This is a genomic window from Caniella muris (genome assembly GCF_943193035.1).
GTDB lineage: Bacteria > Actinomycetota > Coriobacteriia > Coriobacteriales > Atopobiaceae > Granulimonas > Granulimonas faecalis.
The window spans coordinates 507467-533747 of the sequence record NZ_CALPCK010000001.1; the positions used below are offsets into that span (position 1 = coordinate 507467).

The 26281-nt window shown below is 70.1% G+C and carries 22 protein-coding genes and 1 tRNA gene; 11 read left to right on the forward strand and 12 right to left on the reverse strand.

All coding sequences use genetic code 11. The features are described 5' to 3' along the window. Window positions 1-66: 66 nt before the first annotated feature. The 6 genes from NFR49_RS02245 to NFR49_RS02270 all read right to left on the reverse strand — a co-directional run bounded on the left by NFR49_RS02245 (window position 67) and on the right by NFR49_RS02270 (window position 8412). A complete protein-coding gene (locus NFR49_RS02245) occupies window positions 67-1485 on the reverse strand; it encodes a tetratricopeptide repeat protein (RefSeq protein ID WP_251158052.1) in 1419 nt (472 codons plus the stop codon). A 42-nt stretch (window positions 1486-1527) separates the two neighbouring features. Beyond that, window positions 1528-2076 carry a peptidylprolyl isomerase gene (locus NFR49_RS02250; RefSeq protein ID WP_251158053.1) on the reverse strand — a complete coding sequence of 183 codons (549 nt, stop codon included), beginning with the start codon at window positions 2074-2076 and terminating at the stop codon, window positions 1528-1530. An 85-nt stretch (window positions 2077-2161) separates the two neighbouring features. Next, complete coding sequence (locus NFR49_RS02255) at window positions 2162-3148, reverse strand: zinc ribbon domain-containing protein (protein ID WP_251158054.1); 987 nt, start codon at window positions 3146-3148, stop codon at window positions 2162-2164. Window positions 3149-3170: 22 nt separating this feature from the next. Further along, a complete protein-coding gene (acnA, locus tag NFR49_RS02260) occupies window positions 3171-5852 on the reverse strand; it encodes an aconitate hydratase AcnA (protein ID WP_251158055.1) in 2682 nt (893 codons plus the stop codon). Then, on the reverse strand, window positions 5839-8256 hold the full coding sequence (locus NFR49_RS02265) for an HAD-IC family P-type ATPase (RefSeq protein ID WP_251158056.1): 2418 nt from the start codon (window positions 8254-8256) through the stop codon (window positions 5839-5841). Before NFR49_RS02265 ends, acnA begins: the two co-directional genes overlap by 14 nt. A 79-nt stretch (window positions 8257-8335) precedes the next feature. Beyond that, window positions 8336-8412, reverse strand: a tRNA-Arg gene (locus NFR49_RS02270). A gap of 186 nt (window positions 8413-8598) precedes the next feature. Between NFR49_RS02270 and aroF the strand changes: the two genes are divergently transcribed. The 8 genes from aroF (at window position 8599) to NFR49_RS02310 (ending at window position 17672) form a co-directional block, all read left to right on the forward strand. Continuing rightward, on the forward strand, window positions 8599-9618 hold the full coding sequence (gene aroF, locus NFR49_RS02275) for a 3-deoxy-7-phosphoheptulonate synthase (RefSeq protein ID WP_251158057.1): 1020 nt from the start codon (window positions 8599-8601) through the stop codon (window positions 9616-9618). Next, window positions 9615-10478, forward strand: coding sequence for a prephenate dehydrogenase (locus NFR49_RS02280; protein ID WP_251158058.1), 864 nt, complete (start codon window positions 9615-9617; stop codon window positions 10476-10478). The genes aroF and NFR49_RS02280 overlap by 4 nt, the downstream gene beginning before the upstream one ends. Then, a complete protein-coding gene (aroB, locus tag NFR49_RS02285; protein ID WP_251158059.1) occupies window positions 10475-11563 on the forward strand; it encodes a 3-dehydroquinate synthase in 1089 nt (362 codons plus the stop codon). The genes NFR49_RS02280 and aroB overlap by 4 nt, the downstream gene beginning before the upstream one ends. A gap of 3 nt (window positions 11564-11566) precedes the next feature. Continuing rightward, the gene (gene aroA / locus NFR49_RS02290; RefSeq protein WP_251158060.1) at window positions 11567-12850 is read left to right on the forward strand and encodes a 3-phosphoshikimate 1-carboxyvinyltransferase; all 1284 of its coding nucleotides are present in this window, start codon (window positions 11567-11569) and stop codon (window positions 12848-12850) included. After that, entirely contained in the window at window positions 12847-13983 is a 1137-nt protein-coding gene (gene aroC / locus NFR49_RS02295) for a chorismate synthase (protein ID WP_251158061.1), read from the forward strand. The genes aroA and aroC overlap by 4 nt, the downstream gene beginning before the upstream one ends. 26 nt (window positions 13984-14009) lie before the next feature. Then, complete coding sequence (locus NFR49_RS02300; protein WP_251158062.1) at window positions 14010-15155, forward strand: bifunctional chorismate mutase/prephenate dehydratase; 1146 nt, start codon at window positions 14010-14012, stop codon at window positions 15153-15155. 3 nt (window positions 15156-15158) lie between these two features. Then, the gene (locus tag NFR49_RS02305; protein WP_251158063.1) at window positions 15159-16529 is read left to right on the forward strand and encodes a shikimate kinase; all 1371 of its coding nucleotides are present in this window, start codon (window positions 15159-15161) and stop codon (window positions 16527-16529) included. A 153-nt stretch (window positions 16530-16682) separates the two neighbouring features. After that, window positions 16683-17672: a type II 3-dehydroquinate dehydratase gene (locus NFR49_RS02310; protein WP_251158064.1), complete on the forward strand. Its 990-nt coding sequence runs from the start codon at window positions 16683-16685 to the stop codon at window positions 17670-17672. A gap of 80 nt (window positions 17673-17752) precedes the next feature. Here the strand turns inward: NFR49_RS02310 and NFR49_RS02315 are convergent, their stop codons facing one another. Beyond that, entirely contained in the window at window positions 17753-17962 is a 210-nt protein-coding gene (locus NFR49_RS02315) for a hypothetical protein (RefSeq protein ID WP_251158065.1), read from the reverse strand. A 278-nt stretch (window positions 17963-18240) separates the two neighbouring features. Between NFR49_RS02315 and NFR49_RS02320 the strand changes: the two genes are divergently transcribed. Next, window positions 18241-18930: a hypothetical protein gene (locus tag NFR49_RS02320; RefSeq protein WP_251158066.1), complete on the forward strand. Its 690-nt coding sequence runs from the start codon at window positions 18241-18243 to the stop codon at window positions 18928-18930. Between the two features lie 42 nt (window positions 18931-18972). Further along, the gene (locus NFR49_RS02325; protein ID WP_251158067.1) at window positions 18973-19710 is read left to right on the forward strand and encodes a M48 family metallopeptidase; all 738 of its coding nucleotides are present in this window, start codon (window positions 18973-18975) and stop codon (window positions 19708-19710) included. On the opposite strand, the gene NFR49_RS02330 is transcribed toward NFR49_RS02325, so the two are convergent. Beyond that, entirely contained in the window at window positions 19707-20558 is an 852-nt protein-coding gene (locus tag NFR49_RS02330; protein ID WP_251158068.1) for a hypothetical protein, read from the reverse strand. The two genes, NFR49_RS02325 and NFR49_RS02330, sit on opposite strands and share 4 nt — an antisense overlap. A 197-nt stretch (window positions 20559-20755) precedes the next feature. Next, complete coding sequence (locus tag NFR49_RS02335) at window positions 20756-21055, reverse strand: GIY-YIG nuclease family protein (RefSeq protein WP_251158069.1); 300 nt, start codon at window positions 21053-21055, stop codon at window positions 20756-20758. Window positions 21056-21100: 45 nt separating this feature from the next. Here NFR49_RS02335 and NFR49_RS02340 point away from each other — a divergent pair, with 45 nt between their 5' ends. Beyond that, entirely contained in the window at window positions 21101-21460 is a 360-nt protein-coding gene (locus NFR49_RS02340) for a YccF domain-containing protein (RefSeq protein WP_251158070.1), read from the forward strand. Window positions 21461-21773: 313 nt separating this feature from the next. On the opposite strand, the gene NFR49_RS02345 is transcribed toward NFR49_RS02340, so the two are convergent. The 3 genes from NFR49_RS02345 to NFR49_RS02355 all read right to left on the reverse strand — a co-directional run bounded on the left by NFR49_RS02345 (window position 21774) and on the right by NFR49_RS02355 (window position 26278). After that, a complete protein-coding gene (locus tag NFR49_RS02345) occupies window positions 21774-22328 on the reverse strand; it encodes a radical SAM family protein (protein WP_251158071.1) in 555 nt (184 codons plus the stop codon). 534 nt (window positions 22329-22862) lie between these two features. After that, window positions 22863-24344 carry an LlaJI family restriction endonuclease gene (locus NFR49_RS02350; RefSeq protein ID WP_251158072.1) on the reverse strand — a complete coding sequence of 494 codons (1482 nt, stop codon included), beginning with the start codon at window positions 24342-24344 and terminating at the stop codon, window positions 22863-22865. Window positions 24345-24346: 2 nt separating this feature from the next. After that, entirely contained in the window at window positions 24347-26278 is a 1932-nt protein-coding gene (locus tag NFR49_RS02355) for an McrB family protein (protein ID WP_251158073.1), read from the reverse strand. Window positions 26279-26281 lie beyond the last annotated feature (3 nt).

Genomic DNA, 26281 nt, shown 5'->3' on the forward strand with positions numbered 1-26281 from the left:
CGGGAGGGCCCTTGCGGGCGCGGGTCAAAGACGGGTCGGCGGGGCGCGGCCCCGCGATTCACGGGCTTACTGGGCGGAGGAGGGGTCGGTGACGGGGGTGCCGTCGGTCGAGGTGGGATCGGGCGTGGCGGTGCCGGCGTCGGTGCCGCCGTCGGACGGCACGGTGCCCGAGGTGGACGACGTGCCGGTGCCGGCGTTGGAGGAGGAGTCGAAGGCCAGTTGGACGTCGGTCACCTTCCAGCCGATGCCCTCGCGGGCGAGCGTGACGGTGTAGGCCTGGCTGCCGCCCTCGGGGAGGGCCGCGGTGCAGCTCACCGTGGACGCGTCGGCCGAGCGGTCGACGCCGTCGACGGTCACCGTGGCGCCGGACGGAAGGATGGCCTCGATGGCCTTGCGCTGCTCCTCGGACACCGAGGGGGCGATGTAGGCCGAGGTGTCGGTGCCGTCGGTCTTGGCGTAGAAGAGGTCTGCCACGACGTCCTCCTGGGTGGGCCAGCCGTAGCCGCGCCAGTAGGCGAAGCCGAGGGCCGCGGCGGCCACCACGAGCACCACGACGACGCAGACGAGCACCTTCACACCGGTGCGCTTCTTCTTGCGGCGCACCTTGCTCTCCTTCTTCTCGGCCTCGACGATGTCCTGCTCGGAGATGGAGAAGAAGCCGGTGTCCTCGGGGGACGGGATGAACTCGCCGGACTTGCCGAGCGGGTCGAGCGGGTCGAAGGAGCCGGACCCGCCGTAGCCGGCGGCGGCGAGCATGGCGTCGGTCTCGCCGCCCTTCTGGCCGGTGAGGGCCGCGACGGCGTTCTGGGCGGCGGTGAAGGAGGCCTGCTGGGCCGGGTTGAGGCTGTAGGTGCCGTCCGCCGTGGCGTGGTTGAAGGCGTCGAGGGCCTCCTGCATGCGGCTGGCGGCCACGAAGGCCTCGCCCAGCTGGGCGTAGACCGCGGCCTGGGAGCCGGTGGACGACGAGAAGTCCAGGGCCGTGCGGTAGGCCTCCACGGCGTCGATGGGACGGCCGAGCTCCATGAAGCAGCGGCCGAGGGCCACGAGGGACACCGCGGGGTCGGGGTTGTTCTCGTCGATGGCGGCGGCGCGGTAGGCGGCGCCGGCCTCGCGCATCTGGCCCTCGTGCTCGTAGACCTTGGCGAGGGCCATCTGGGTCTTGTACCTGTTGGTGTAGGAGGGGTCGGCCAGGGCGGCGTTGAGGGCCTGCACGGCCCCCACGTCGTCGCCGGAGGCCGCGAGGGCGCGGCCGAGGTTGGTGTTGAGGGCGCCGACCTTGCCGTAGGAACGGTCGCGCAGGGCGAGGCGGTAGGCCTCGGCGGCCTCGCGGTAGCGGCCGAGCTTCATGAGGGCGTTGCCGCGCATGTGGTCCGCCGCGGCGTAGACCTCCCCCGGGTTGGTCGCCGCCCCGAGCAGGGTGGCCGCCGTCGAGTAGTCGCCGTTCATGTAGGCGGCGCGGCCGCTCTGGAATGCTTGTTGATCCACTGTGGATCCTCCCTGGTGTGGTGGTGCTGCGTGTGACGGAGGTTACGCGGCCGGGTTGCCGTGGCTGATGGTGACCGACTCGATGACGTCGCCGGCGCGGAGGCTGTGGGCGACGTCGAGCCCCTCCTCCGTGACGCCGAATACCGTGTACCCGGAATCGAGGAAATGCTGTGGCCCGAGGCAGAGGTAGAACTGCGACCCCGCGGAGTCGGGCATGGCGGAGCGGGCCATGGCGATGGCACCGTCGACGTGGCTGTTCCTCGGGTTGACGTCGTACTCGTGGCGGATGCACCAGCCGGGGCCGCCCGTGCCGGGGACGCCGGCGGGGCCGGGGATGCCGGCCGCGACGTCGGCGGGGTCCATGTCGCGGGTGATGGGGTCGCCGCCCTGGATGACGAAGCCCGGCTCGTAGCGGTGGAACTTGACGCCGTCGTAGAAGCCGGACTCGGCGAGCTCGCAGAAGTTGCCCACGGTGACGGGGGCGCCCAGGCCGTCGAGCTCGACGACGACGGTCCCCTTGTTGGTGACGATGGTGGCATACTCGTCCCCCACCGGGACGTACTCGGGCGTGTGCAGCGGGTCAATGGGCATGGGGGTCCTCCTCCGAGACCGAGGGTATCCGCAGAATTTTACCAACCGATCGCACCGTTCACAGGAACGGCATCGACGGGCGCGCTCAGGAGGAGGACCCGTCGGCGGGCGCCTGGATCGAGAAGGACGAGTAGGCCTGCTTGAACAGGGAGCCGAACGAGGACGCCTCGCCGCGCACGGACGAGAGGACCTCCTCGCGCACCGACGAGGGGTCGGGGGCGGAGGCCGCCTCGCTCCACGCCGACGAGACGATGTCGGAGCGGTTGCGGAGCCAGTTGCCCATCTTGAGCAGCTCCTCGCGCTCCTCCTCGTAGGTGCCGCTCGTGGTGTCGACGCCCTGGATGTCGGAGATGCAGTTGGAGATCTCCACGCCGAGCGTGGCCGCCTGCCTCTGGCCCTCCTGGCGCTCCTGGTCCGTGCCGGAGAATCCCTTCTCCTCGAGCTCCGACACCGAGTCGTCCAGGCGCCCGGAGAGGTCGCCCAAGGTGGTGTAGGCGTCCGAGAGCCCCTCGTAGGTGGTCTCGTCGCCGGACTTCACGGTGTCGGAGCCGGACCCCTTGGAGTCCTGGCCCTTGAGGGTGTCCACGGTGCCGGGGAAGCCCGCCTGGGAGGTGTCCGCCGGCGCGGTGGCGCGGATGCTGAAGGCGTCGGGGTCCCACGGGTGGGCGATGAGCAGCACGGCCCCGCCCACGATGGCCACGCAGGCCGCGGCGGCGACGAAGACCGCCCGGAGCCTCACGGGGTGCTCGCGCAGGTAGGGGTCGCGGAGGTCCTTCTCGGACGGCACGGCCGACTCGAACCTCGGGAGCTCGTTGGTGGCGTCGGGGGCGGCGGGGTCGTCGCCCACGGTGGCCTGCACCCGCCGGCCGCGCTTGGGGGCCGGCCGCGACTCGACCCACATGCCGCACTTGGGGCAGTTGGTCGACCCCTCGGGGACGAGGGCGCCGCAGCTGGGGCAGTAGGACCCGGTGAGCCTGGGAAGCGACGCCGTGAGGTCGAGCTCCGCATGGCAGGCCGGACAGACGACGGCGTCGTCGGCCACGATCGAGCCGCAGTGGGGGCATTTCTTCACGGGCGCACCTCCGTTGTGGACGTCAGAGCAGTGACTCGAGCACGTAGGGAAGGATACCGCCTGCGGCGAGGTACGCCCCCTCCGTGGGCGTGTCCACACGGACGCGGCATCGGAAATCGACCGTCTTGCCACCACGCTGAAGCCCGTGCACCCACACGACGGCGGGGTCGGGCAGGCCGCCGGAGAAGTCGACGGGGTCCACGGAGAGGACCTCCGTGCCGTCGAGGCCGAGCGACGCCGCGTCGCCGTCCACGAGCTCCAGGGGCACGATGCCCATGCCCACGAGGTTGGAGCGGTGGATGCGCTCGAAGCTGCCCGCCACCACGGCGCGGACGCCCTGGAGGAGGGGGCCCTTGGCGGCCCAGTCGCGGCTGGAGCCGCTGCCGTACATCCTGCCCGCGAGGACCACGAGGGGCACGCCGTGGGCGCGGTAGTCCTCGGCGGCGTCCCAGACGCTCGTCAGGTCGCCGGTGAGCAGGTCGCGGGTCACGCAGCCCCGCTCGCCGCCGGCGAGGCGGTTCTCGAGCTTGACGTTGGCGAACGTGCCGCGCTCCATGACCTCGTGGTTGCCGCGGCGCGCGCCGTAGGTGTTGAACCGCCCCGGGTCGACGCCCCGCTCCTCGAGGTAGGCGGCGGCCGGGGAGTCGGCGGCGATGGCGCCGGCCGGCGAGATGTGGTCGGTGGTCACGAAGTCGCCGAGGTCCACGAGGCACCGGGCGCCCTCGAGGGAGAAGGTGGCGCGGGCCTCCGCGATCTCGAAGTACGGCGGCCGGCGGATGTAGGTGGAGCCGGGGTCCCAGGGGAAGGTGGCCGACGGCGCCGCCTCGATGAGGCGCCATGCGGCGTCGCCCTCCATGAGGGAGGTCGTGCCCTCCTCGTAGAGGCTGGCGTCGAGCACCTCGGAGAGGACGGCCGCCACCTCGTCGTCCGTGGGCATGAGGTCGGCGAGCATCACCGGCGAGCCGCACGCCGCGGTGCCGAGGGGCTCCACGGAGAGGTCGACGTCGACGGTGCCCGCGATGGAGTAGGCGACCACGAGGGCCGGGCTCGCGAGGTAGTTCTGGGCGACGTCCGGAGAGATGCGGCCGTCGAAGTTGCGGTTGCCCGACAGCACGCTGGCAAGCTCCATGGAGCCGGCCCAGGGCTTGAGGCACCCGAGGATCTCACCGGAGTTGCCGATGCAGCTCATGCAGCCGTAGCCGCAGGTGTAGAAGCCCAGGCGCTCGAGGGGCCCCACGAGCCCCGCGCGCTCGAGCAGCAGGCCGGCGGCGCGGGAGCCGGGCGCGAGGATCTTCTTGACCCAGGGCTTGGGCGCGAGGCCGGCCTCCACGGCGCGCCTGGCGGCGAGGCCGGCCGCGACGACCATCGCGGCGTCCGTGGCCGTGGTGCAGCTCGTGATGGCGGCGATGGCGATCGCACCGTGGCCGAGCTCGAAGGCGCCCTCCCCCGTCTCGACGGTGAACCGCTCCGCCATGTCGCCATGGCCGTTCCGGGCCGCGGCCCCCTCGAAGCGCTCCCTGAGCCCCGCGGGCGTGGTGCGGTTGTGGGGGCGCGAGGGGCCGGCCAGCGAGGTCTCCACCGACGCGAGGTCGAGCTCCAGCGTCTTGCCGTAGACGCGGGGCACCTCGGGGTCGAGCAGGCCCTGGGCCCGCACGTAGGCCTCGGCGAAGGCGACCTCCGCCCCGTCGCGGCCCGTGAGGCGCAGGTAGTCGAAGAGCTTGCCGTCCATGGGGAACAGCACGGCCGTGGAGCCGTACTCGGGGCACATGTTGGAGACGCAGGCGCGCTGGGTGACCGAGAGCGACAGGGCGCCGGGCCCCGTGACCTCCACGACCTGGCCGACGACCCCCTCGGCGCGCAGGAGCTCGGCCACGGTGAGGGCGAGGTCCATGGCGCTCACGCCCGGGGCGAGCTCGCCGGTGAGGCGCAGCTCCACCACGCGGGGGACGAGCATGGGGATGGGCTGGCCGAGCGCGGCGGCCTCGGCCTCGATGCCGCCGACGCCCCAGCCCATGACCCCCAGGCCGTTGGCCGTGGTGGTGTGGGAGTCGGTGCCCACGAGGGTGTCGAAGCAGGCCATGGCCCCCTCGCCGCCCCAGAGGGCGTCCGTGCCCACGACCTCGCAGAAGCGCTCGACGTTGAGCTGGTGGCAGATGCCCTGGCCGGGCGGGACGATGGACACGTTGTCGAACGAGGCCCCGGCCCACTTGAGGAAGGCGAACCGCTCGGCGTTGCGGCGGGCCTCGATGGCAAGGTTGTCGGCCAGGGCGGACGGGCAGCCGGCCTCGTCGGCCGCCACGGAGTGGTCGACCACGAGCACGCAGGGAATCCTCGGGTTCACGCGGGCCGGGTCGCCGCCGCGGGCCGTCATGGCGTCGCGCATGGCGGCGAAGTCGCAGAACACGGGCACGCCGGTGAAGTCCTGGAACAGCACGCGGGCGGGCATGAAGTCGACCTCCTCGCCCGCCTCGCCGGAGAGGCCGGCCTCGACCACGCGGCGAGCGGCCTCGCAGGCGGCCTCGTCGGACGGGGCCCGGCGCACGACGTTCTCGAGCAGGCGCACGAGGGCCGAGGGCAGGCGCATGGCGCCGGGGATGCCGGAGACGTCCACCATGAGCCGCGAGACGCCGCCCACCTCGAGGGTGCGCGGGGTGCGGGCTGCTGCGACGGCGGCGGCGAAGGCCGCGGGGTCAGGAATGTGCATGCTCTCTCTCCTCAAGGTAGCTCGCGAAGCTCACGTAGGGGCCGCGGCCGTTGTCCGTGGCCTCCCCACCCTTTTTATAGAGCACCGCGAACAGGGCGCACCCTGCGGCCGCGGCGAGGACAAGGAACGGCAACATCGCCCCGGAGAACGGCGCCACCTCGAAGAAGGGGCCGAACGCCGTGATGCCGAGCACCGTGGCCGCGGCCATGGTCGCGAGCAGGATGCGGCGCAGGGCGTTGAGCGGGCGCGACACGGCGTAGATGAGCGCCACGCCGAGCACCGCCACGACGCACGTGGCCACGGTGGAGACCTGGGCGTCGTCGAACCCCAGGGCGCCGCGGGCCAGGACCAGGGCGCCGAGCCCGAGCACGATGCCGGCGCTGGCCGGCACCGACCGCGAGAGCACGTTGGCGAGGAAGCTCCCCCGCACCCGGTCGTGGTTGGGCTCGAGGGCGAGCACGAGGCTCGGGATGCCCGTGAGGGTGGCAGAGACGAGCGTGAGCTGGATCGGCAGCAGCGGGTAGGGCGGGAAGAAGACGCAGAGCAGGCCCACGGCCATGGAGAAGACCGTCTTCACGAGGAAGAGCGAGGCCGAGCGCTGGAGGTTGTTGATGGAGCGCCGGCCCTCGTCCACCACGTGGGGCATGGAGGCGAAGTCGTTGTCCACGAGGACGATCTCGGCCACGGCGCGGGCGGCGTCGGAGCCCGAGGCCATGGCCACGGAGCAGTCGGCCTCGCGGAGGGCCAGCACGTCGTTCACGCCGTCGCCGGTCATGGCCACGGTGCGCCCCTGCCGCTGGAGGGCGCGCACGAGGTCGCGCTTCTGCTGCGGCGTCACGCGGCCGAACACCCGGTACCGGGCGGCGGCGTCCTCGACCTCCTCGGGCGTGCGGAGCGTCGTGGCGTCCACCCACGAGCCGGCGTCGGGCACGCCGGCCTCCGCCGCGATGGCCGACACCGTGCGCGGGTCGTCGCCCGAGATGACGTTGAGGCGCACGCCCTGCTCCCGGAAGAACGCCAGGGTCTCGGGGGCGGAGGGGCGGACCTCGTCGGCCACGGCGGCGAGGGCCAGGAGGCGCGGCACGCCCTCGGGGCGGTCGTCGCCGTCGAAGCCGTCCACGGCGCACACGGCCAGCACGCGGGCCGTGGCCGGGAAGCCCGCGACCACCGGGGCGGCCCCGGCCGGCGCGCCGTCGGGGAACAGGAACTGGAGCGCGCCCACCGCGTAGGCGCCGCCCGCGGTGACGCAGCCGGAGTACTTGCGCTCGCTCGAGAAGGGCACGGCGCGCACGGCGGGCTCGGCGGCGACGCCCTCGCCCTCGAGGTACGAGAGGAAGGCGCGGGCCGTCTCGTTGGCGTCGCCGGCGTTGGCGCCCATGACGGCGGCGAGGGCCGAGAGGGCCTCCTCCCGGGTGCCCCCCACCGGCACGAGCTCGCGCACGGCCATGGCGCCGGAGGTGATGGTGCCGGTCTTGTCCAGGCAGAGGACGTCCACCCGCGCCAGGGTCTCGATGCAGTAGAGCTGCTGCACGAGCACGTTCCGCTCGGCGAGGCGCACCGTGGCCACGGCGAGCACCGTGGACGTGAGCAGGATGAGCCCCTGGGGGATCATGCCCACGACGGCGGCCACGGTGGTGAGCACGGAGGACGACCAGCCGCCCCCCGTGAGGTAGGAGCGCAGGAACAGCGCCAGGCCCACGGGGACGAGCACGCAGGTGCCCAGGCGCACAATGAAGCGCAGGGTGGTCATGATCTGGGAGTTCACCGGCTTGGCCGTCTTGGCCTCGGCGCCGATGCGGGCGGCGAAGGAGTCCGGGCCCACGGCCGTGGCCTGGGCGCAGACGGAGCCCGACACGACGAAGGAGCCCGAGAGCAGCGTGTCGCCGGGCGCCTTGGCCTGGGGCCTCGACTCGCCGGTGAGCAGCGACTCGTTGACGAGGCACGAGCCCTCTCGCACGAGGCAGTCGCAGGGCACCTGGGCCCCGTGGGCGAGGAGCACGAGGTCGCCCAGCACGACGTCGTCGGCCGGGACCTCGACCTCCCTGCCCTCCCGGCGCACCCGCACGGGCCGGGCGGCGAGGATGGTGAGGCGGTCGAGCGCCCGCTTGCTGCGGAGCTCCTGGAAGATGCCGATGGCGGCGTTCGCTGCCACCACGAGCAGGAAGAGCATGTTGCGGTAGGAGCCCGTTGTGAAGACGAGGGCCGCGAGCGCCACGTTGACGGCGTTGAAGAGCGTGCACAGGTTGGAGCGCACGATGTCGGCCGTGGAGCGCGTCCCGGCGGAGGTGTCGCGGTTGCCCCGCCCCTCCGCGAGCTCCCGGGCTGCCAGGGCGTCCGTGAGGCCGCCGGCCGGTGTGGGGTCGGCGGGGGGCGCGGCGCCCCCCGCGGGTCGTTCTTCTGTCACCTTGCGTCTCCTCTCGGCGCATCGGGCGATACGGAAAAGGCCGGGACCCGCTCGCGCGGACCCCGGCCCCAGATGCAGGTGGTGCCGACTGTGGGGCTCGAACCCACGACCTTTCGCTCCGGAGGCGAACGCTCTGATCCACTGAGCTAAGTCGGCGTGCGCCCATCACTATAACAGACATCGGCGCCCCCGGCGCGAGGGGCGGCCGGACCCGCCGTGGGCGTCCCCCGCGATGTAAACGCCCCGCTACACGCCGCGGTCCCGGCCGTGGCGGCCCGCCCGGTTGTGGTAGGTTTGCTCAGATTGACCAAAACTGAAAGTCATCGAGAAGGAGGCGCCTTGATGATTGCCGTAGTCAAGCAGAGCGCGACCCAGGACCAGCTCGACCACTTCGTCTCGTGGCTGGAGTCCAAGGGTTTCTCGACCAACGTGAGCCGGGGCAGCAACGAGACCGTGGTGGGCCTCATCGGCGACACCACCACCATCGACCCGTTCCTGCTCGAGTCCATGGACATCATCGAGCACGTGACCCGCGTCTCCGAGCCCTTCAAGCAGGCCAACCGCAAGTTCCACCCCGCCGACACCGTGGTGGACTGCGGCCACGGCGTCCTCATCGGCGGCGGCAACTTCCAGGTCATGGCCGGCCCCTGCTCCGTGGAGGGGGACAACCTGCTCGCCATCGCCCGCGAGGTCAAGGAGGCCGGCGCCACCATGCTCCGCGGCGGCGCCTTCAAGCCGCGCACCTCCCCCTACGCCAACCAGGGCATGGGGGCCGAGGGCCTGCGCCTGCTCCACGAGGCCGGCACCGAGCTCGGCATGCCCGTGGTGACCGAGATCATGGACGCCCGCGACGTCCAGCTCTTCGAGGACATGGAGGTCGACGTCCTCCAGGTGGGCGCCCGCAACATGCAGAACTTCACGCTCCTCAAGGAGCTCGGCAAGCTGCGCCGCCCCGTCCTGCTCAAGCGCGGCATGAGCGCCACCATCGACGAGTGGCTCATGAGCGCCGAGTACATCATGGCCGGCGGCAACGAGAACGTCGTCCTCTGCGAGCGCGGCGTGCGCACGTTCGAGACCCGCACGCGCAACACCTTCGACACCAACGCCATCGCCGTGGCCCACCACCTGTCGCACCTGCCCGTGGTGGGCGACCCCAGCCACGCCACCGGCTACACCCGCTACGTGGTGTCGGCCGCCCTCGCCGCCACGGCCGCGGGCGCCGACGGCCTCGAGATCGAGGTCCACGACCGCCCGGAGCGCGCCTGGTCCGACGGCGCCCAGGCCCTCACCCCCAAGCAGTTCAGGAACGCCATGCGCCGCATCGAGCTCGTGCGCCAGGCCGTGACCATGGAGGACGAGTGACGGCCACGGGGACCGTGGTGCCCGGCCGCGTGGGGGTCGTGGGCCTCGGGCTCATCGGGGGCTCCTTCGCCCGGGCCCTCCACCGCGGGGGCACCGAGGTCCTGGCCTGGAACCGCACCCGCTCCATCTACGAGCTCGCCCGCGTGGAGACCGTCGACGGCGAGCTCGAGGGCGACGCCGTGGGCACCTGCGAGCTCATCGTGCTCACCACCTACCCGGCCCACTCCGTCGCGTGGCTCGAGGAGCACGCCCACCTCGTCTCGCCCGACGCCGTGGTCATCGACGCCTGCGGCGTCAAGCGCGGCCTCTGCGGGCGCTGCCGGGCCGTCGCCGCGGAGCACGGCTTCGCCTTCGTGGGCGCGCACCCCATGGCCGGCACCCAGTACTCGGGCTTCGCCCACGCGCGCGCCGACCTCTTCGAGGGCGCCCCGCTCGTGCTCTGCCCGCCCCCGGGCGACCCGGTGGATAACCTCGCCCTCCTCGACCGCGTGGCTGGCCTGCTCGCCCCCTGCGGGTTCGGGTCGGTCACCGTGGCCACGCCCGAGGAGCACGACGAGGAGATCGCCCACACCTCGCAGCTCGCCCACGTGGTGAGCAGCGCCTACGTCAAGAGCCCCCGGGCCGCCCGCCGCAAGGGGTTCTCGGCGGGGTCGTGGCGCGACCTCACCCGTGTGGCCTCGCTGAACGCCCCCATGTGGTCCGAGCTGTTCCTCGCCAACGCCGACAACCTCGTGGACGAGATCGACCTGCTCGTGGCGCACCTGACCGAGTACCGCGACGCCGTCGCGGCGGGTGACCGCGAGGCCCTGGAGGCCCTGCTCGAGGAGGGCAACCGCGCCAAGGAGGAGGCGGACCGATGAGCGAGACCCGCACCGTCCACGTGAGCGCCCCGTCGCGCCCCTACGACGTCACCGTGGGCGTGGGGCTGCTGCCCCGCGTGGGGGCCGTGTGCCGCGACGTCTGCGGCGGCGACACGGCCTTCGTGGTGACCGACTCCAACGTGGGGCCGCTCTACGGCGACGCCGTGGAGCGGTCGCTCGCCGAGGCCGGCTACGGCACCGCCCGCTTCACCTTCCCCGCCGGCGAGGCCTCCAAGAGCCCTGCCACGCTCTTCTCCTGCCTCGGGGCCATGGCCGACGCCGGGTGCACCCGCGACACCGCGGTGGTGGCCCTCGGCGGCGGCGTCACCGGCGACCTCGCCGGCCTGGCCGCGGCCCTCTACATGCGGGGCTGCCCCGTGGTGCAGGTGCCGACGAGCCTGTTGGCCATGGTGGACTCCTCCGTCGGCGGCAAGACGGCCGTCGACCTCCCCCAGGGCAAGAACCTCGTGGGCGCCTTCTGGCAGCCCTGGGCCGTGGTGGCCGACGTCGCCTGCCTCGAGACCGTGCCCGGGGACCTGCTGCTCGACTCCGTGGGCGAGGTCGTGAAGCACGGCGTCCTGGCAGACCCGGCGCTGTTCGGGGAGGTCACCTCCTCCCCCCTCACCGCGCGCCCGCTCGACCTCGACCGCCTGGCCGCCGTGGTGGCCCGCAACGTGGAGATCAAGCGCGACGTCGTGGACGCCGACGAGCGCGAGCGCGGCCTGCGCCAGACGCTCAACCTGGGGCACACCGCCGGCCACGCCATCGAGGCCGCCAGCGGCTTCTCCCTGGGCCACGGCTCCTCCGTGGCCTGCGGGCTCGCCGTGGTGGCCCGGGGGTGCGCCGCCGAGGGGCTCACGGACCCGGCCGTGGCCGACGCCATCGTCGCCGGGATCGAGGCCTGCGGGCTGCCCGTGACCTGCGACGCGTCGGTGGACGAGGTCCTCGCCCTCTCCCGCTCCGACAAGAAACGCCACGGCGACACCGTGAACCTCGTGGTGCCCGTGGCCGTCGGCAGGGCCGAGGTCGTGCCCATGCCCTTCGAGCGCTACGCCGCCGTCGTGCGGCGGGGCATGGGGGGCTGAGCCGTGGACCTCGTCGTCGGACCGGGCCCGCTCCGGGGCGGCGTGCGCGCGCCCTCGAGCAAGTCCGTCGCCCACCGCGCCCTCGTCTGCGCGGCCGCGTCGTCCGCACCCACGTTCGTGGAGTGCACGGACACCTCCCAGGACATCGACGCCACGGCCCGGTGCCTCGCCGCCCTCGGGGCGTCCGTCGAGGCCGTGCCGGGCCGCGGGTTCTCCGTCTCCCCCGTCCCCGACGCCGTGGCGGGCCCCGTGACGCTCGACTGCGGCGAGTCGGGGTCCACCCTTCGCTTCATGGTCCCCTTCGCGGCGGCCCTCGGCGCCGACGCCACGTTCGTGGGGGCGCGCCGGCTCCTCGAGCGCCCCATGGCACCCCTCGAGGACGCCCTGGCCGCCCACGGCGTCTCCGTGTCCCGCGGCGACGGGCGCCTGCGCGCCGCCGGGCGCCTGACCCCCGGCACGTACGCCGTGCCGGGCGACGTCAGCTCGCAGTTCGTCTCGGGCATCCTCATGGCCTCCCCCCTCGTTGGGGGCCCCGTGTCCGTGGACGTCTCCGGCCCCGTGGCGTCCGCCCCCTACATCGCGCTCACCGCCTCGGTCATGGGGGGCTTCGGCCGCCCGGTCTCCGTGGAGACCCGCGACGGCGGCACCGTCTACGCCGCCGACGGCACCGGCAGGCTCGCGGCGCCGGGCGGCGCCGTGGAGGTGGAGGGCGACTGGTCCAACGCCGCGTTCTGGCTCGTGGCGGGGGCCCTGGGCTCCGAGGTCGCCGTCACCGGCGTCGACCGCGCGAGCGCCCAGGGGGACCGCGCCGTCACGGCGGCCCTGGCCCTCCTCGGCGCCTCGGTCTCCCAGGGCGCCCGGTGGGCCTCCGCCTCCGTGGGCGAGCCGCGCGCCGCCACCCTCGACGTCGAGCAGACCCCCGACCTCGTGCCGCCCCTGGCCGTGGCCGCCGCGCTCGCCCCGGGGACGTCCCGCATCACGGGCACGGCCCGGCTCCGCATCAAGGAGTCCGACCGGGTGGCCACCGTCGCCGCATGCCTCCGGGCCGTCGGCGCCGACGTCTCCGTGGAGGGCGACGACATCCTCGTCCGCGGCGGCAAGCCCCTCCCGGGCGGCACCGTGGACGCCGCCAACGACCACCGCATCGCCATGATGGCCGCCGTGGCGGCCACGCGCTGCGAGGGGCCCGTGACCATCAGGGGGGCCGAGTGCGTGGCCAAGAGCTACCCCCGGTTCTTCGACGACTACGCCGCCCTCGGCGGCACCGTGAGGGAGGTGCGCCCGTGAGCTCCACCATCGGCACCTCGGTGCGCTGCACCGTCTTCGGCCAGTCCCACTCCGAGGCCATCGGCTGCGTCGTCGAGGGCCTGCCGGCCGGCTTCCGGCCCGACATGGGGCGCCTCGCGCGCTTCATGGCCCGCAGGGCCCCCGGCCGCGACCCGTGGTCCACGCCGCGCAGGGAGGCCGACGCCCCGCGCATCGTCTCGGGCCTCAACCCCGACGGCGAGACCTGCGGAGCGCCCCTCTGCGCCATCGTCGCGAACACGAACACCCGCGGCTCCGACTACGAGGAGCTCCGGCGCGTGCCGCGCCCCGGCCATGCCGACTGGCCCGCCCAGGTGCGCTGGGAGGGGTTCCAGGACGTCGCCGGCGGCGGCCACTTCTCCGGCCGCCTCACAGCCCCCCTCTGCGTCGCCGGCGGCATCTGCCTCCAGATGCTCGAGGAGCGCGGCATCTCCGTGGCCGCCCACCTCGCCGAGGTCGCGGGCGTGGCCGACGAGCCCCTCGCCTACCGCCTCGACGCCCCGGGCGCGGAGGCCACCCTCCGGGCCCAGATGGCCGTCCTCGCCGACGCCGCCTTCCCCGTCCTCGACGCCGGGGCGGGCGAGGCCATGAGGGCGGCCGTCAAGGAGGCGCGGGCGGCCCTCGACTCCGTGGGCGGCGTCGTGGAGTGCGTGGCCACGGGCCTGCCCGCCGGCGTGGGCTCGCCCATGTTCGACGGCGTCGAGAACCTCCTCGCCCGGGCGCTCTTCGGCATCCCGGCCGTCAAGGGCGTGGAGTTCGGCAGCGGGTTCCGGGCCGCCTCCATGCGCGGCAGCGAGCACAACGACCCCTACGTCCCGGGCGCCCGCGGCCCCGAGCCCGCCAAGAACGACGCCGGCGGCATCCTCGGCGGCCTCACCACGGGCGCGCCGCTGCGCGTGGCCGTGGCCGTCAAGCCCACGTCCTCCATCGGGCGCCCCCAGCGCTCGGTCGACGTCGCGACGGGCGAGGCGGCCGAGCTCCGCGTCAGGGGGCGCCACGACCCCTGCATCGCCCCCCGGGCCGTCCCCGTGGTCGAGGCCGTCTGCGCCCTCGTCCTCATGGACGCCCTCGTCACGTTCTCCCCCCGCGACGCCGTCTGGCGCCCCGGCAACTGACCGTCACCCACCGGAAGGAGACCCCCATGGCAGACCTCTCCCAGATCCGCGAGCGCATCGACGCCGTCGACAGCCAGCTCCTCGACCTCTTCTCCCAGCGCATGGCGCTCACCGACGAGGTGGCCGCCTACAAGGCCGAGCGCGGGCTGCCCGTGCTCGACCGCGCCCGCGAGCGCGCGAAGATCGCCGAGGTCTGCGAGGCGGCCCCCGAGGGCGTCCGCGACTACGCCGTGGTGCTCTTCAACCTCCTGATGGAGGTGTCGCGGGCCAACCAGTCCGCCTACGTCTCGGGCAACGCCGACCTCGTCGAGGCCATCGAGCGGGCGCGCCGCGACACCCCCGACCTCTTCCCCCGCACGGCCTTCGTGGCCTGCCAGGGCGTGGAGGGGGCCTACTCCCAGCTGGCCGCCGACAAGCTCTTCAAGCACGCCGACCTCTCGTTCTTCTCGACGTTCGAGGGCGTCTTCAAGGCCGTCGACCAGGGTTTCTGCCAGTACGGCGTGCTGCCGTTCGAGAACTCCACGGCCGGCACCGTCAACCAGGTCTACGACCTCATGGGCGCCTACGACTTCCACATCGTGCGGACCGTGCGCCTCAAGGTGGACCACAACCTGCTCGCCAAGCCCGGGTGCACCCTCGAGGCCGTGACGGACATCTACTCCCACCAGCAGGCCATCGACCAGTGCGCCGACTTCCTGGCCTCCCTGGAGGGCGTGACCGTGCACATGGTCGAGAACACCGCCGTGGCCGCCAAGATGGTGGCCGACGGCGACAACCCCGGGGCCGCCGCCCTCGGCAGCCGGAGCGCCGCCGAGGTCTACGGCCTGGAGATCGTGCGCCGCGCCGTGCAGGACCTGGGCGGCAACTACACGCGCTTCGCCTGCATCTCCAAGAACCTCGAGATCTACCCCGGCGCCGACCGCACCTCGCTCTCGGCCGTGGTCGCCAACCGCCCCGGCTCCCTCTACAAGGTGCTGGCCCGCTTCTACTCGCTGGACATCAACCTCGTGAAGCTCGAGAGCCGCCCCCTCCCCGACCGCGACTTCGACTACCTGTTCTACTTCGACGTCGACTGCCCCGTGGCCGCGCCCGAGTTCATCCGCCTCGTCGGCTCCCTCGACGACGTCTGCGAGGAGTTCCGCTACCTGGGCTCCTACTCCGAGGAGGTCTAGGCCATGGCGGGTCGCGAGGTCATAGCGCCCGCCGCCGACGCGGTGGCGGAGGCGCTCGCCGCGGGGCGGGCCGCGCGCGACGCCGAGCAGGGACCCGCCCCCGAGGACGCCCCCTACGGGCTCCTCGGCGGCGCCCTCGGCCACTCGTGGTCGCCCCGGATCCACCGGGAGCTGGGAAGCTTCCCCTACGCCCTCCACGCGCTGCCGGACCCCGCGGACGCCGCGAGGCTCATCCGCGACGGCGACTGGCGCGGCCTCAACGTCACCATCCCCCACAAGCGCCTGGCCGCCGAGGCGGCCGACGTCCGCACGCCCTTCGTCGAGGCCCACGGCGCGGCCAACACGCTGGTGCGTCTCGACGACGGGCGCGTCCTCGCAGACAACACGGACCTGTGGGGCTTCGCCTTCCTCCTCGACGGCTTCCTGCGGCGCCACATGGGGGCCGACGCCTCGTGGCTCCGGGGGCGCAAGGCCGTGGTGCTCGGGACTGGCGGCGCCTCCGAGGCCGTGGGATCCGTGCTGTCCGAGGCCGGCGCCGAGGTGGCCCGCATCAGCCGCTCCGGGGGCCCGGGCCACGGCTACGGGACCCTCGTGGAGGACCACGGCGACGCGGCCCTGCTCGTGAACACGACGCCGGTGGGGATGTACCCCGCGTGCCCGGCGTCGCCCCTCCCCGCCGGCATCCTCGGGGCCATGGAGGGGCTCCGGGGGGTCCTCGACATCGTCTACAACCCGCTGCGCACCGGGCTCGTGCTCGACGCCCGCGACGCCGGCATCCCCGCCGAGGGCGGCCTCGTCATGCTCGTCGCCCAGGCCCTCCGCTCGAGCGAGCTCTGGCAGGGTGTGGGGCTCGACCGCGACCTCGTGGGCCGGATCGCGGGGGAGCTGGAGCGCGGGTCCATGAACGTGTTCTTCATCGGCATGCCGGGCTGCGGGAAGACCGGCGCCGCCCGCAGGCTCGCGCGCATGGTCCAGCGCCCCTTCGTCGACCTCGACGACGCCTTCGAGATGGAGTACGGCGAGACGCCGGCCGCGTGCATAGCCCGCGACGGCGAGGCGGCCTTCCGCGACCGGGAGACCGCGGTGCTCGCCGCCCATGGCGCCGACACCGGCCTCGTCGTGGCCTGCGGGGGCGGCGTGGTGTGCCGCCCGGAGAACCGCCGCCTCATGGAGCAGAACGGCACGGTCGTCATGCTCGACCGCCCGCTCGACCAGCTCTCCCGCAACGACCGGCCGCTCACCGCGGCCAGGGGCGTGGAGGCGCTGGCCGCCGAGCGCATGCCCCTCTACCGGGAGTGGGCCGACCTCGAGGTGCGCTGCACCGGCTCGGCCGAGGGCGACGCCGTGCTCGTGAGGTCCCTGCTCGGCCTCTGACCACCCGCCGGCGGCCGGGTTCATGCCCGGCCGCCGCTCGTCGGCCAGCCGTGCTCGTTCAAAGGAACATCGCCCCCAGCGGACCCGCGCTCCCCCATCATGGAAAAATGATTCCGGTAACGAAGGGTCGGCCATGGAGAGGGAGGTGTCCGCGTGGACTCTGGGAAGACCGCCCGGCAGGTGCTCGACGCCTGCGGGGGCAAGGGGAACGTGAGGGCCAACGCCATCTGCATGACCCGGCTGAGGCTCGAGCTCGAGGACACCGCGCAGGTGGACTCCGACCGGCTCGGCACGCTCCACGGCGTCCTCGGCGTCCGATCCCACGGCACCAACGGCGTGGAGGTCGTCTTCGGCCCCGCCGTCATCGACGCCATCGCCCTCGACTTCTGCGAGCTCACCGGGCTCCCGCTCGGCCGCAAGACCGCCAAGGCCATCTCGACCATGACGGTCGGGGCGCCGCGGCGCGAGGCCAGGCCCCGCCAGGAGGTGCCACGCGACACCAACCCCGGACGGCGGGCCAGCTACGCCGCCCAGCGCAAGGCCAACCGCGCCCTCAGGGGCGCCCCGGCCGCGCAGGACGCCGCAGCCGAGGCCCGGACGGACGACCTCGACCAGCTCCGCCGCATGCTCGAGGGCCCGGGCTCGCTCCTCGACGCCGCCGACGCCGCGGCATCGTCCACCGCGCGGGCCGAGGAGCCCGCGACGCCGCGCCTCCTCGTGCTCAACGGCCCCAACCTCAACATGCTGGGCGTGCGGGAGCCCTCCATCTACGGGAACGGCACCTACGCCGACCTCGTCTCCCTCTGCCGCCGCGAGGGCAGGCTCGCGGGCTTCTCCGAGGTGCGCTGCTTCCAGAGCAACCACGAGGGGGCCCTGGTGGACGAGATCCAGGCCGCGCTCGGCCGCTACGATGCCATCGTCCTCAACCCCGCCGCCTACACGCACACCTCGGTGGCCCTGCTCGACGCCCTCAAGGCCGTGGGCATCCCCTGCGTGGAGGTGCACATCTCCGACGTCTCGTCCCGCGAGGACTTCCGCCAGGTGAGCTACGTGCGCGCCGCCTGCGTGGCCACCGTGTCCGGCGAGGGGCTCGCGGGTTACGGGCATGCCATCCGTATCCTCGCGGACGCGCTCGACGGCTGAGGCCGCCGGCACGCCCCACAATATGGAGAAAGGCGCGGCCCCCGAGGGGGCCGCGCCTTCCCGTGCCGTCGTCCGGGGCCTCAGCTCGCCACGTCGTGGGGCTCGTCGAGGCCGAAGGCCGCGTAGCCGTTGCGACACTCCCCCGCCTCGATGGCGCTCTTGATGGCATAGATGCCGTCGGCGGTGGACAGGCCGCAGCCTGCGGGCATCCAGAAACTCTCGCCGAAGCGGCGCTCGAACTCGTCGCACAGGTCGTAGAATCGGTCGATGGCGGTTGTCGGGGCACTCATGGTCATCACTCCAACCCAGGGCGTTCGGCCGTCTGGCAACTGGGACAACTTTAACAGGTTAATAACAGGTTGTAAGTATGGCCATCGATACGAAGGGTGAACGGTCGAATCGGGCGCCCCATCGCGTTGTCGCGGCCGGCCCGGGACCCCTGCCGTCGACGGTCGCGCATCGCCCGGCCGCACGGCGTGGGCGATCCGTGGCGCGCCGGCGGCCCCACGGTCACGGGAGGGTTCCGTTGGGTATCGACCTCGGCATGCACCAGGAGAAGGGAGACCCCATGTCCCGCACCGTAGACCTCGAGGGCGACGTCCCCAGCGCGCCCTGCATCGTCGACCCCGCGCCGCTCTCGCACCTCGCCCCGGGCGAGGCGTTCTCCATGGAGGCGCGCCCGCTCACCGCCACGGAGCGCTCCGCGCTCGAGGGGGCCGGCGCGTTCACCGAGCGCCGGCCGGCCTACGCCCTCTGGTACGGCGGGTCCTTCGTGGGCGCCGCCACGGGCCTCGCCCACGCCGTGCGCGCCCTCCTGTCGCTCGGCGACTCCGTCACCGTGGCGGCCGTGCGCACCGAGGGCGGGCTGGGCGGCTACCGCGGCGTGGAGCTCGAGCTCCCGGAGGCCGACCCCTTCGAGCGCTGGTACCGCTTCGTGGAGTGCGGCGTCGACCTGCCCCTCGACACCCCCGTCTCGGTCGTCAACCTCGCCGTCGGGAAGGGCGCCCCCCAGGGCGGCCGCGCGACCGTGACCGTGGGCGAGCCCCGGGGGGAGGCGCTTCCCGTCACCCTCGCCGGGACCGACGCGCAAGGCTCCCCCACCTCGGCCACCTACTCCGTCGTGCCGCGCCAGCACCACTCCTACGGGGTGCTCGAGGGTCTCGCGGGGCGCACGTGCGAGGCCGTCGTGGAGCGGCGCGACAGCTTCACGCACCGCGGCACCCGGTACCTGAAGGTCTTCATCGACACCGCCCGCTGACCCGTGGCCCGCATCCGGAGGTTCTCCTGCGAGGTGGCCGGCGTGCCCGTGGACGTGGTGTTCCGGGCGCGTCGGCGCTTCGTGCTGCGGCCCGGCCCCGACGGACGGGTGACGGTCTCGGCGCCGAGGTCCATGGGGCGCGCGGCCGTGCTGGCATGGCTCGGGGGCGAGGGCGCCGACGTCCTCGCCTCCGTCGCCCGGCGCCTGCCTGCGGCCGACGAGCTCGAGCGCAGGCGCGCCTGGGGGCGGCTCCGGAAGGGCGACGTCGTCGCCGTCTGGGGACGCCCGGTCGCGGTGCGCCTCGAGGCGACGGAGGGGAGGCCGGCCGCCCGCGTCGAGGGCGGGTCGCTCGTGCTCGGGGTGCCCGACCCCGAGGACCCCTCGGAGGAGGCCCGGCAGCTCAGGAGGCGCCTCTTCGAGGGGCTGCTGAGAAGCGAGCTCGCCGCGGCGGTTCCCGGGGCCCGGGAGCGGGCCGAGAGGGCCGTCGGCACGGGGACCGGCCGATGGACCGTGCGGCGCATGGGAAGCCGCTGGGGCTCCTGCCGGCCGTCCACGGGCTCGGTATCGGTCGCGCTCGACCTCGCCTGCCACAACCCGGCCTTCCTCGACCTCGTGGCCGTGCACGAGGTCGCCCACATGGAGGCGCCCGACCACGGCCCCCGCTTCTCGGAGGTCATGGACCGGGCGCTGCCGGGGTGGCGCGGGCTCCAGGCGGACCTCGACCGCGAGGGCATGCGGCTGCCGGCCGACGCCCCGGCCAAGGCCCGGGTCAGGGGCTAGTAGGGCACGTAGTGCGTCACGAGGTAGCCGCCGTCGCAGCAGGTCTGGAACCCGATGCCGCCGTCGGCGTGGGTGAAGTCGTAGACGCCGCTCGCGTAGTAGTCGGAGCCCTCGGGCACCACCATGGATCCCGCGTAGGCGTAGCGCTGGCCGTCGACGACCACGGTGTCGGGCTTGGACGCGATCTGCCCTCCGGACTCGGACCAGTCGTGGGCCACGTAGTAGCCGTCGGCCCACTGGGTGCAGGCCCCGTCGGACGCGCCCTCGGCGGCCCCGTACTCGTCGCGGTAGGAGACGTTCCACGCGTTGTCGCCCCCGGCGGCCTCGCCGCCGCCGGCCGACACGGCCCCGTCGGCGTCCCCGGCGGCGACGGGGGCGGCGGCACCGGCCGAGGAGTCCTGGGCCCCGCGGCCCTCGGCGGCACGCAGCTCGGCGGCGCGGGCCTCGGCGGCGCGGGTCTCGGCCGCCTTCTCCTCCGCGGAGCGTGTGGCGGCGTCGGCGGCCGCATGGAGCCGGTCCCCGAGCGCCCGGGCGTCCATGGCCCCCGGCACGCCGCCGAAGACGCCGCCGCCGACGCTGCCCCGCCGCGCGATCGCCTGGATGTCGCGGTTGGCCTGGGCGATGAGGGCGTCGAGCTCGCAGTAGGTGGAGGGGTCCTTGACGGAACCGGCGTCGAGGGGCGCCGCGGCGGACGAGGCGTAGAGCGCCGCCTCGCTCAGGGTGGCGATGCCCCCGTCGGCCGGGGCGGCCCGCAGCACGGCAGCGTCGGCCGCGGTGGCGGGGCCCGCAAGGGCGACGGCGAGGGCGGCTGACGCCGCGAGGAGGGGCGCGTGGGCGATTCTGTCCATGGGGTTCTTTCCTTTGTGATGAGCCCTGAACCGGGCTTCGGTCACATCGGAATTACCCTCAAAAAAGGGACTCTCAACTCAGAGGGAATAACAGAGGGATAATCTCAGGAGTCGTCCCCATGGTTGAATCCAGCCTAATGATTGTTCGTACCGGTTGCATTCAGCCTGAAACACCGGGGCGACCCGGCGTCGGGGCCTCACGCGATGAGGTCGGCGACGGCCGCACGGAAGCGGTCCGGGTCGGCGCCGTAGAGCCGCACGAGGGCGAGCTTCTCGGCGCGGCCCAGGCGCTTAATGAGGGCCTCGGCCCGCATGGCCTCGTGGCGTGTGGGGAAGCCCGCCTCGGCGGCGAGGGAGACGGGCCGGCGCCCCCTCGTGTAGCGGGCGCCCGTGCCCGCGTTGTGGGACGCCACGCGGCGGGCCACGTCCACGGTGTAGCCTGTGTAGAGGGAGCCGTCGGAGCAGCGCACCATGTACACGCTGTACCCCTCCCCCATAGACCGCCCTTCGCCGTGTCGACGGCACGACCCCGAGGAGAGGCCATGCGCACCCTTGGCAACATTATATGGCTCGTCACCGGGGGCCTGGTGACCGCCGCAGGATGGCTGGTCGTGGGCCTCCTGTGGTGCGTCACCGTGGTGGGGATCCCCGTGGGGCGCCAGGCCTTCAAGATGGCCGCCCTCACCCTCACCCCCTTTGGAAAGACCATCGTCTACGGGGGCGGCCTCCCGTCCTGCCTGGCCAACGGGCTGTGGTTTGTCTTCGGCGGCGTGGAGATGGCCCTCGGCTACCTCGCCATCGGCTCGCTCCTCTGCCTCACCGTGGTGGGGGTGCCCTTCGGGCTGCAGCTCTTCAAGATGGCCAAGCTGTCGCTCCTGCCCTTCGGGGCGGAGGTGCGCTAGCGCCGGCGGGGCCGAGGCGCACGACCAGTCGGGCGAGAGGTGCCCCCACAAGCCCTTCTTCTTGGGCACGGGAACCCGCGAATGCGCGGTTCTCCCGACACGAAGGGCTCTCGAGACGGCTCCAAAGCGCGGTTTCGGGGCGAGACGGGGCCCGAATCGCGCATCGGGGGGCGTTCATGCCGCTGCCATCACGTACTCGCGGTCGTTCGCGCCGAACCGCGCACTGGAGGTCTCTCGTGCCCTTGCGATTCTTCCGACAGCTCGTCCTCCCGCTCCCGCACCTCCTCACCATTATGTCACCCGCCATACAAGCCTACTTTTGAATGGTCGACACAAAGAAATCAGCTCTCAGCCCGATGCTCTCAGGTCGCGAAGCCGTCGCAAAGCCGCTATCGCAACCGGAGACCGAATAATCAGCTGTTCTCGTCTTGATATAACAACTAGTGCTACGCTCCTCGCAGAAGCCACGCGCCCGCGCAACGGCGTCGAGATAGAAGGCACCGTGATTCATATACCGGCTTGTGAGCTTGTCGTAGTGAGTGCGCCCAAACACGATGCGGTCAACGAAAGAGTCTGCCTCAAGGATGGGCATCAGCTTCTGCTCGCATACATTCGGCGTAGGATACGGCTCCATGCTCACCCAGGTCTTGCAGCCAGCGTCATGCAGTGTTCTCAGCGCTCCAACCATTTTAAGCAGGTTAGCAGCACCTGGCTCCATCCTCTCGCGAAAGCTCTCGTCGAGCGACACGAGCGTGATACCGCAAGTGTTTGCATCAGATAGCTTCGCAAGAGAGTCGAGCAAAATGCCCTTCGCGAGCACGACACAAGGAAATCCAAAGCCGTTAATCAGCTTGATTAAAGTTGACAAGGGATTCCGCATGCGCAAAGTTCGGTGACCGACAGAGCAGGTCGAGCCGAAGGTCTTTAACGCCGTAGGGGTCAACATAGTAGAAAACGGTTGCGGGCTTTTTCGAGGGTCGTGGATTAGCGGTCTGGGCTGCCTCAATTGCCTCTTCAATACTATTGCGAAGGATGGGTGAACAAAGATAGTTTACGTTCCCGCAAGCCTTGTGGGCCGCGTCCTTGAGCTTTGTGAGAGCGCTAGCGCTCGTTTCACCGAATATAAACTGTGCGCAGCACTTACTGAATCGCTTACGTACAGTGGCCAGAAATTTCTTTATGGCGGTGATGGGTGAACCTTCCTCGCCATTGTCAAATTATCCCGTTCCAGCAAAAGCGTCAACATAGACGTAACCGTCCTGATAATAACCATAAGTCTTTTCGAAAAAAGTGTTAAGTAGGAGCAAAGAAGACCATCCTTGGTCTTCGACCAGGTCTGCTTTTCTCTGAAGCAGTCGCTTTGATTTTTTGCCACTATTCCGCATCCCAATATCGCTGCACGTTATTCCAACACATTGGGGCCACCAGTTATCACAAGCAATTCATCGTTATCCAATGACTCGCCTGCCAGATACGCCTCAAACACCCTCCTCGCCGGCAAACTATACAGCTCCACAACATTCGAAAAGGGCTCCTCCTCGGCCGCGATCACGCCTGGGAACCTCACGCGACCGACATGCTCGATAACATCTCCCGCCGAAGGTACGAGGAACGCATTAATCACTCGAGAGTACCCGTGAGCCAACACAAAGTCCCGATACGCCGCCTGATACAGAAACTGCTTGGTTACTGACTCGACGCCAGGCACGCCGCGAACGTTTGTACCGAGCTTGGGAGTGTAGTACTTGGCATCGAGGATGGCGAAAACGTTACCGCCATCCCCATTGTGGCGAAGTGACACGGCATCGGGGATAAGCGTGGCAACCTCACTGCACCCCTCCTCCCCGCCAACGGAGGGTATCGTCCACTGCGGCCTAGGAATGATGTCGATGAGCTTCGCCGTCCCCATCCGGTCGAATGGTGCGACAAGCTCCAGGTCGAAGTCGCAGAGCCGCTTGTCCAGTGCATCATCAAACGCGACCTTGCACGTCTCCTCCCACACATGGTAAAAGCTCGACGTCCCAAGGCAGAGCGGCGCGTCCTTCCGCACCGTCGAGTCATCCTCGCCGACGTATCGTAGGAGAAGGTCAATGATCTCCTGCTTCCACGTTACGAACTGCAGGCCACGCTCCCTTTCAAGGCGGTAGGAGACGAGGTCAGCATCGCCAAAGTCCTCGACCTTAGCGTCGCTCAACCAGACCTCGTCAAGCGTCAGAAGCGATGCGAGGCCACTCTCCTGCATAAATCGCGAGCACTCGGTAAGCACAGCTCGATGCAGACGCGTCACGAAGTCGGCAGCATCCCGATCGCTCTCCACGGTCTTGTAGTCCATGTAAACAGGCCTCTCCCTGCTCATGAACGGCAGGTTGGAGGCAATCGTACGCTCCCAGCTAATATCACCGGGCCCGTTGTCGGCAAGTGTTCTCACGTAGTTCGAATACACACCGTACTCGCCATAATGCTCTAGAAGCATGAGCATGAGAGCCAGACGGTCGTTGGCACGCATGCCCTCCTCACTCACAGCCGCGATACCCGAGTAGGAACCCTCGATTTTACGCAGCACACGGAACACCTGCCGCATCACCAGAAGAGTATCGGTACCGGGATTGCCGGGGCTCGCCCCTGGCAGATACTTCGGGTAAGCGACGATGCAGAGATCATCCACAAGCACGAGGCCGACGTAGACGAGCTGGTAGCTGCCGTGTACGTTCACATCATAGGACGCGTCGTATTCCTTCCCTTCGTTGCCGGTACGCAATTTGAGCACACCGTGGGCACAAAGGAGCTCGATGTAGCGCAATGCCTCGTCAGCATCTACGTGCAGCGCACGTCCGAAGCTTTCAGGCGTGTGAAAGGAAAGTTCGCGGAGGTATGCCGTTCGCATGCCTATTCTCCGCCGTCGGCACCGTCAGACTCCGGCTCTTCATCGAAGGCGGCTTCATCAAGACAAGCCAGCTCTTTCATCCCGATGAAGGCCAGTTCGCCTCTCTCCCTAAAGTCCGCGCAAACCTGGGAGTAGGTGACGTGGTGACCTACCTTCTCGACGAGACTGAAGACCTTCGACTTCTTGGTCTTGGCGGCGTCCTCGAACAGATAGAGAAGCACCTTGTCCTGAAAGGTCTGGATAAAACGATCGGCGTCCCGAAGACGCGAGGGCGAGATGAAGAACGGGCCAAGCAACTTGTCTTCGTTCACCCCAGCGTTCAGCAGCACCTTATTGATACCACGGCGTAGAGCGTCCCAGCCAACCATCCGACTCGGTGTGCCGACGGGGACAGCAATGTCCTCAATGACGTCACTTCCCTCGTCGATTCCCATGTAACGGAAGTCCCACCGACGCTTGAAAGCGGTATCCATCGGGAAGACGCCTTGGTCGGCGCTGTTCATCGTTGCCCAGATGAACATGTTGCCGGGCAACGAGATGGAGGAGGCCCATTCGTTCGCCTCAGGATCATCGAGCGAGTACAGAACGTTCTCTCTTTCCTCGGGCTTAATACCGTTCAGGTACGACTTCCACTGCTTGAATAGATACCAGCGCAGGTCCTCCGGAGTCGCGACGGAATACTCGCTTGTCCCGCTCTCTTTGCGATCAAGCAGCTGGAAGACATCGCCGAAAACCGAAGCGGGATTTGCTCGGTTAATCTCCTCGATTATTAGGAGGTAATTCTGGTCAGGATGCCTGATTGCATCAACATAGGTATTGATGAACGGTCCCGGAACGAACCTGTACTCGATTCCCCCGGGTACGTACCTGATAGACGAGGCCGGTGAGTCCTCGTCGACTTGAGGCTCAATAAAGGGCTTGTAGCAACCCACGAACTGAGCGTAGGTGTAGTCAGGGTGAAAAGTAACGCGGGTCACATTGGCTTTGTCGAAGCATCCTCGGTCGCCATCGGCACCTACTGCCAACCTATTGAGTCGAAATGACTTTCCCGTGCCGGGTGCACCAAAATAAATTAGATTATGAGGTTGATGGATATCCAGCGGCATCTCTAGAGAAGTCAAGGAGGTCGCACCGTCGTTACCTCCCTTGCCTCCTAGCTCCATGAGGAGGTCGAGGGGGTCATTGTAACCGGAATATACGTCCGGATACCGACGAGACAGTTCCCGCATAAGCTTTACGACCATCTTTTCAGCCTGCTCGTATTCAAATGTAGCCTGCCCCAGCAACACATCCCTGTAGAATCTCAACGAAGAAAGGGCAAAATCCGGGAGTACAGTATCATCGGCAAGCGAAATAATGTTCTCGACTCTTTTTGCATATTCAAGCTTGAAGAATTGCCTTTCACCTACAAGTTTGCTCTCCTCAGTGGCTACACCTTGTCGTTTGGACATACCTCCTTCAAACACAAAGTCTTTCGGAATGAACGTGGCGGAATTGGCGTCACTTCGGTCTACATCCAACCACATCGATCGAAGCCAGTAGTTATCTGTTGTCAAAGGAGAGACGCTGACCGAGACAGCCATGTTTCGACCGCACGTTCTGGGCAGCATCAAAGCAGCCGCCATGAGTCTGTTCGGGTTTACCTTTCCCTGAACGCCCAGCTTCATGCTCGAGTTCCCGGCGCCACGCGGTGAAATTGTGTAAACGGCTTTTCCGTTGTCTCCAAGGTCAACAAGGCGATCTCGAACGCGCAGGGCAAAACTGGCATTTCTACCTTCGAGCTCGCTCGGCGAGCCGGAGTTGCCCGCAGTATCGACAATCTTTCCACCGAGAAACGCTTGGCCCGCGCCGCTGTTGGCATTAAAGTCGTAATGAAATTCAGAGTCATGCCCGGAGTACGTCTGATAATTATCAATCTCTATGAAGTACGACAAGGC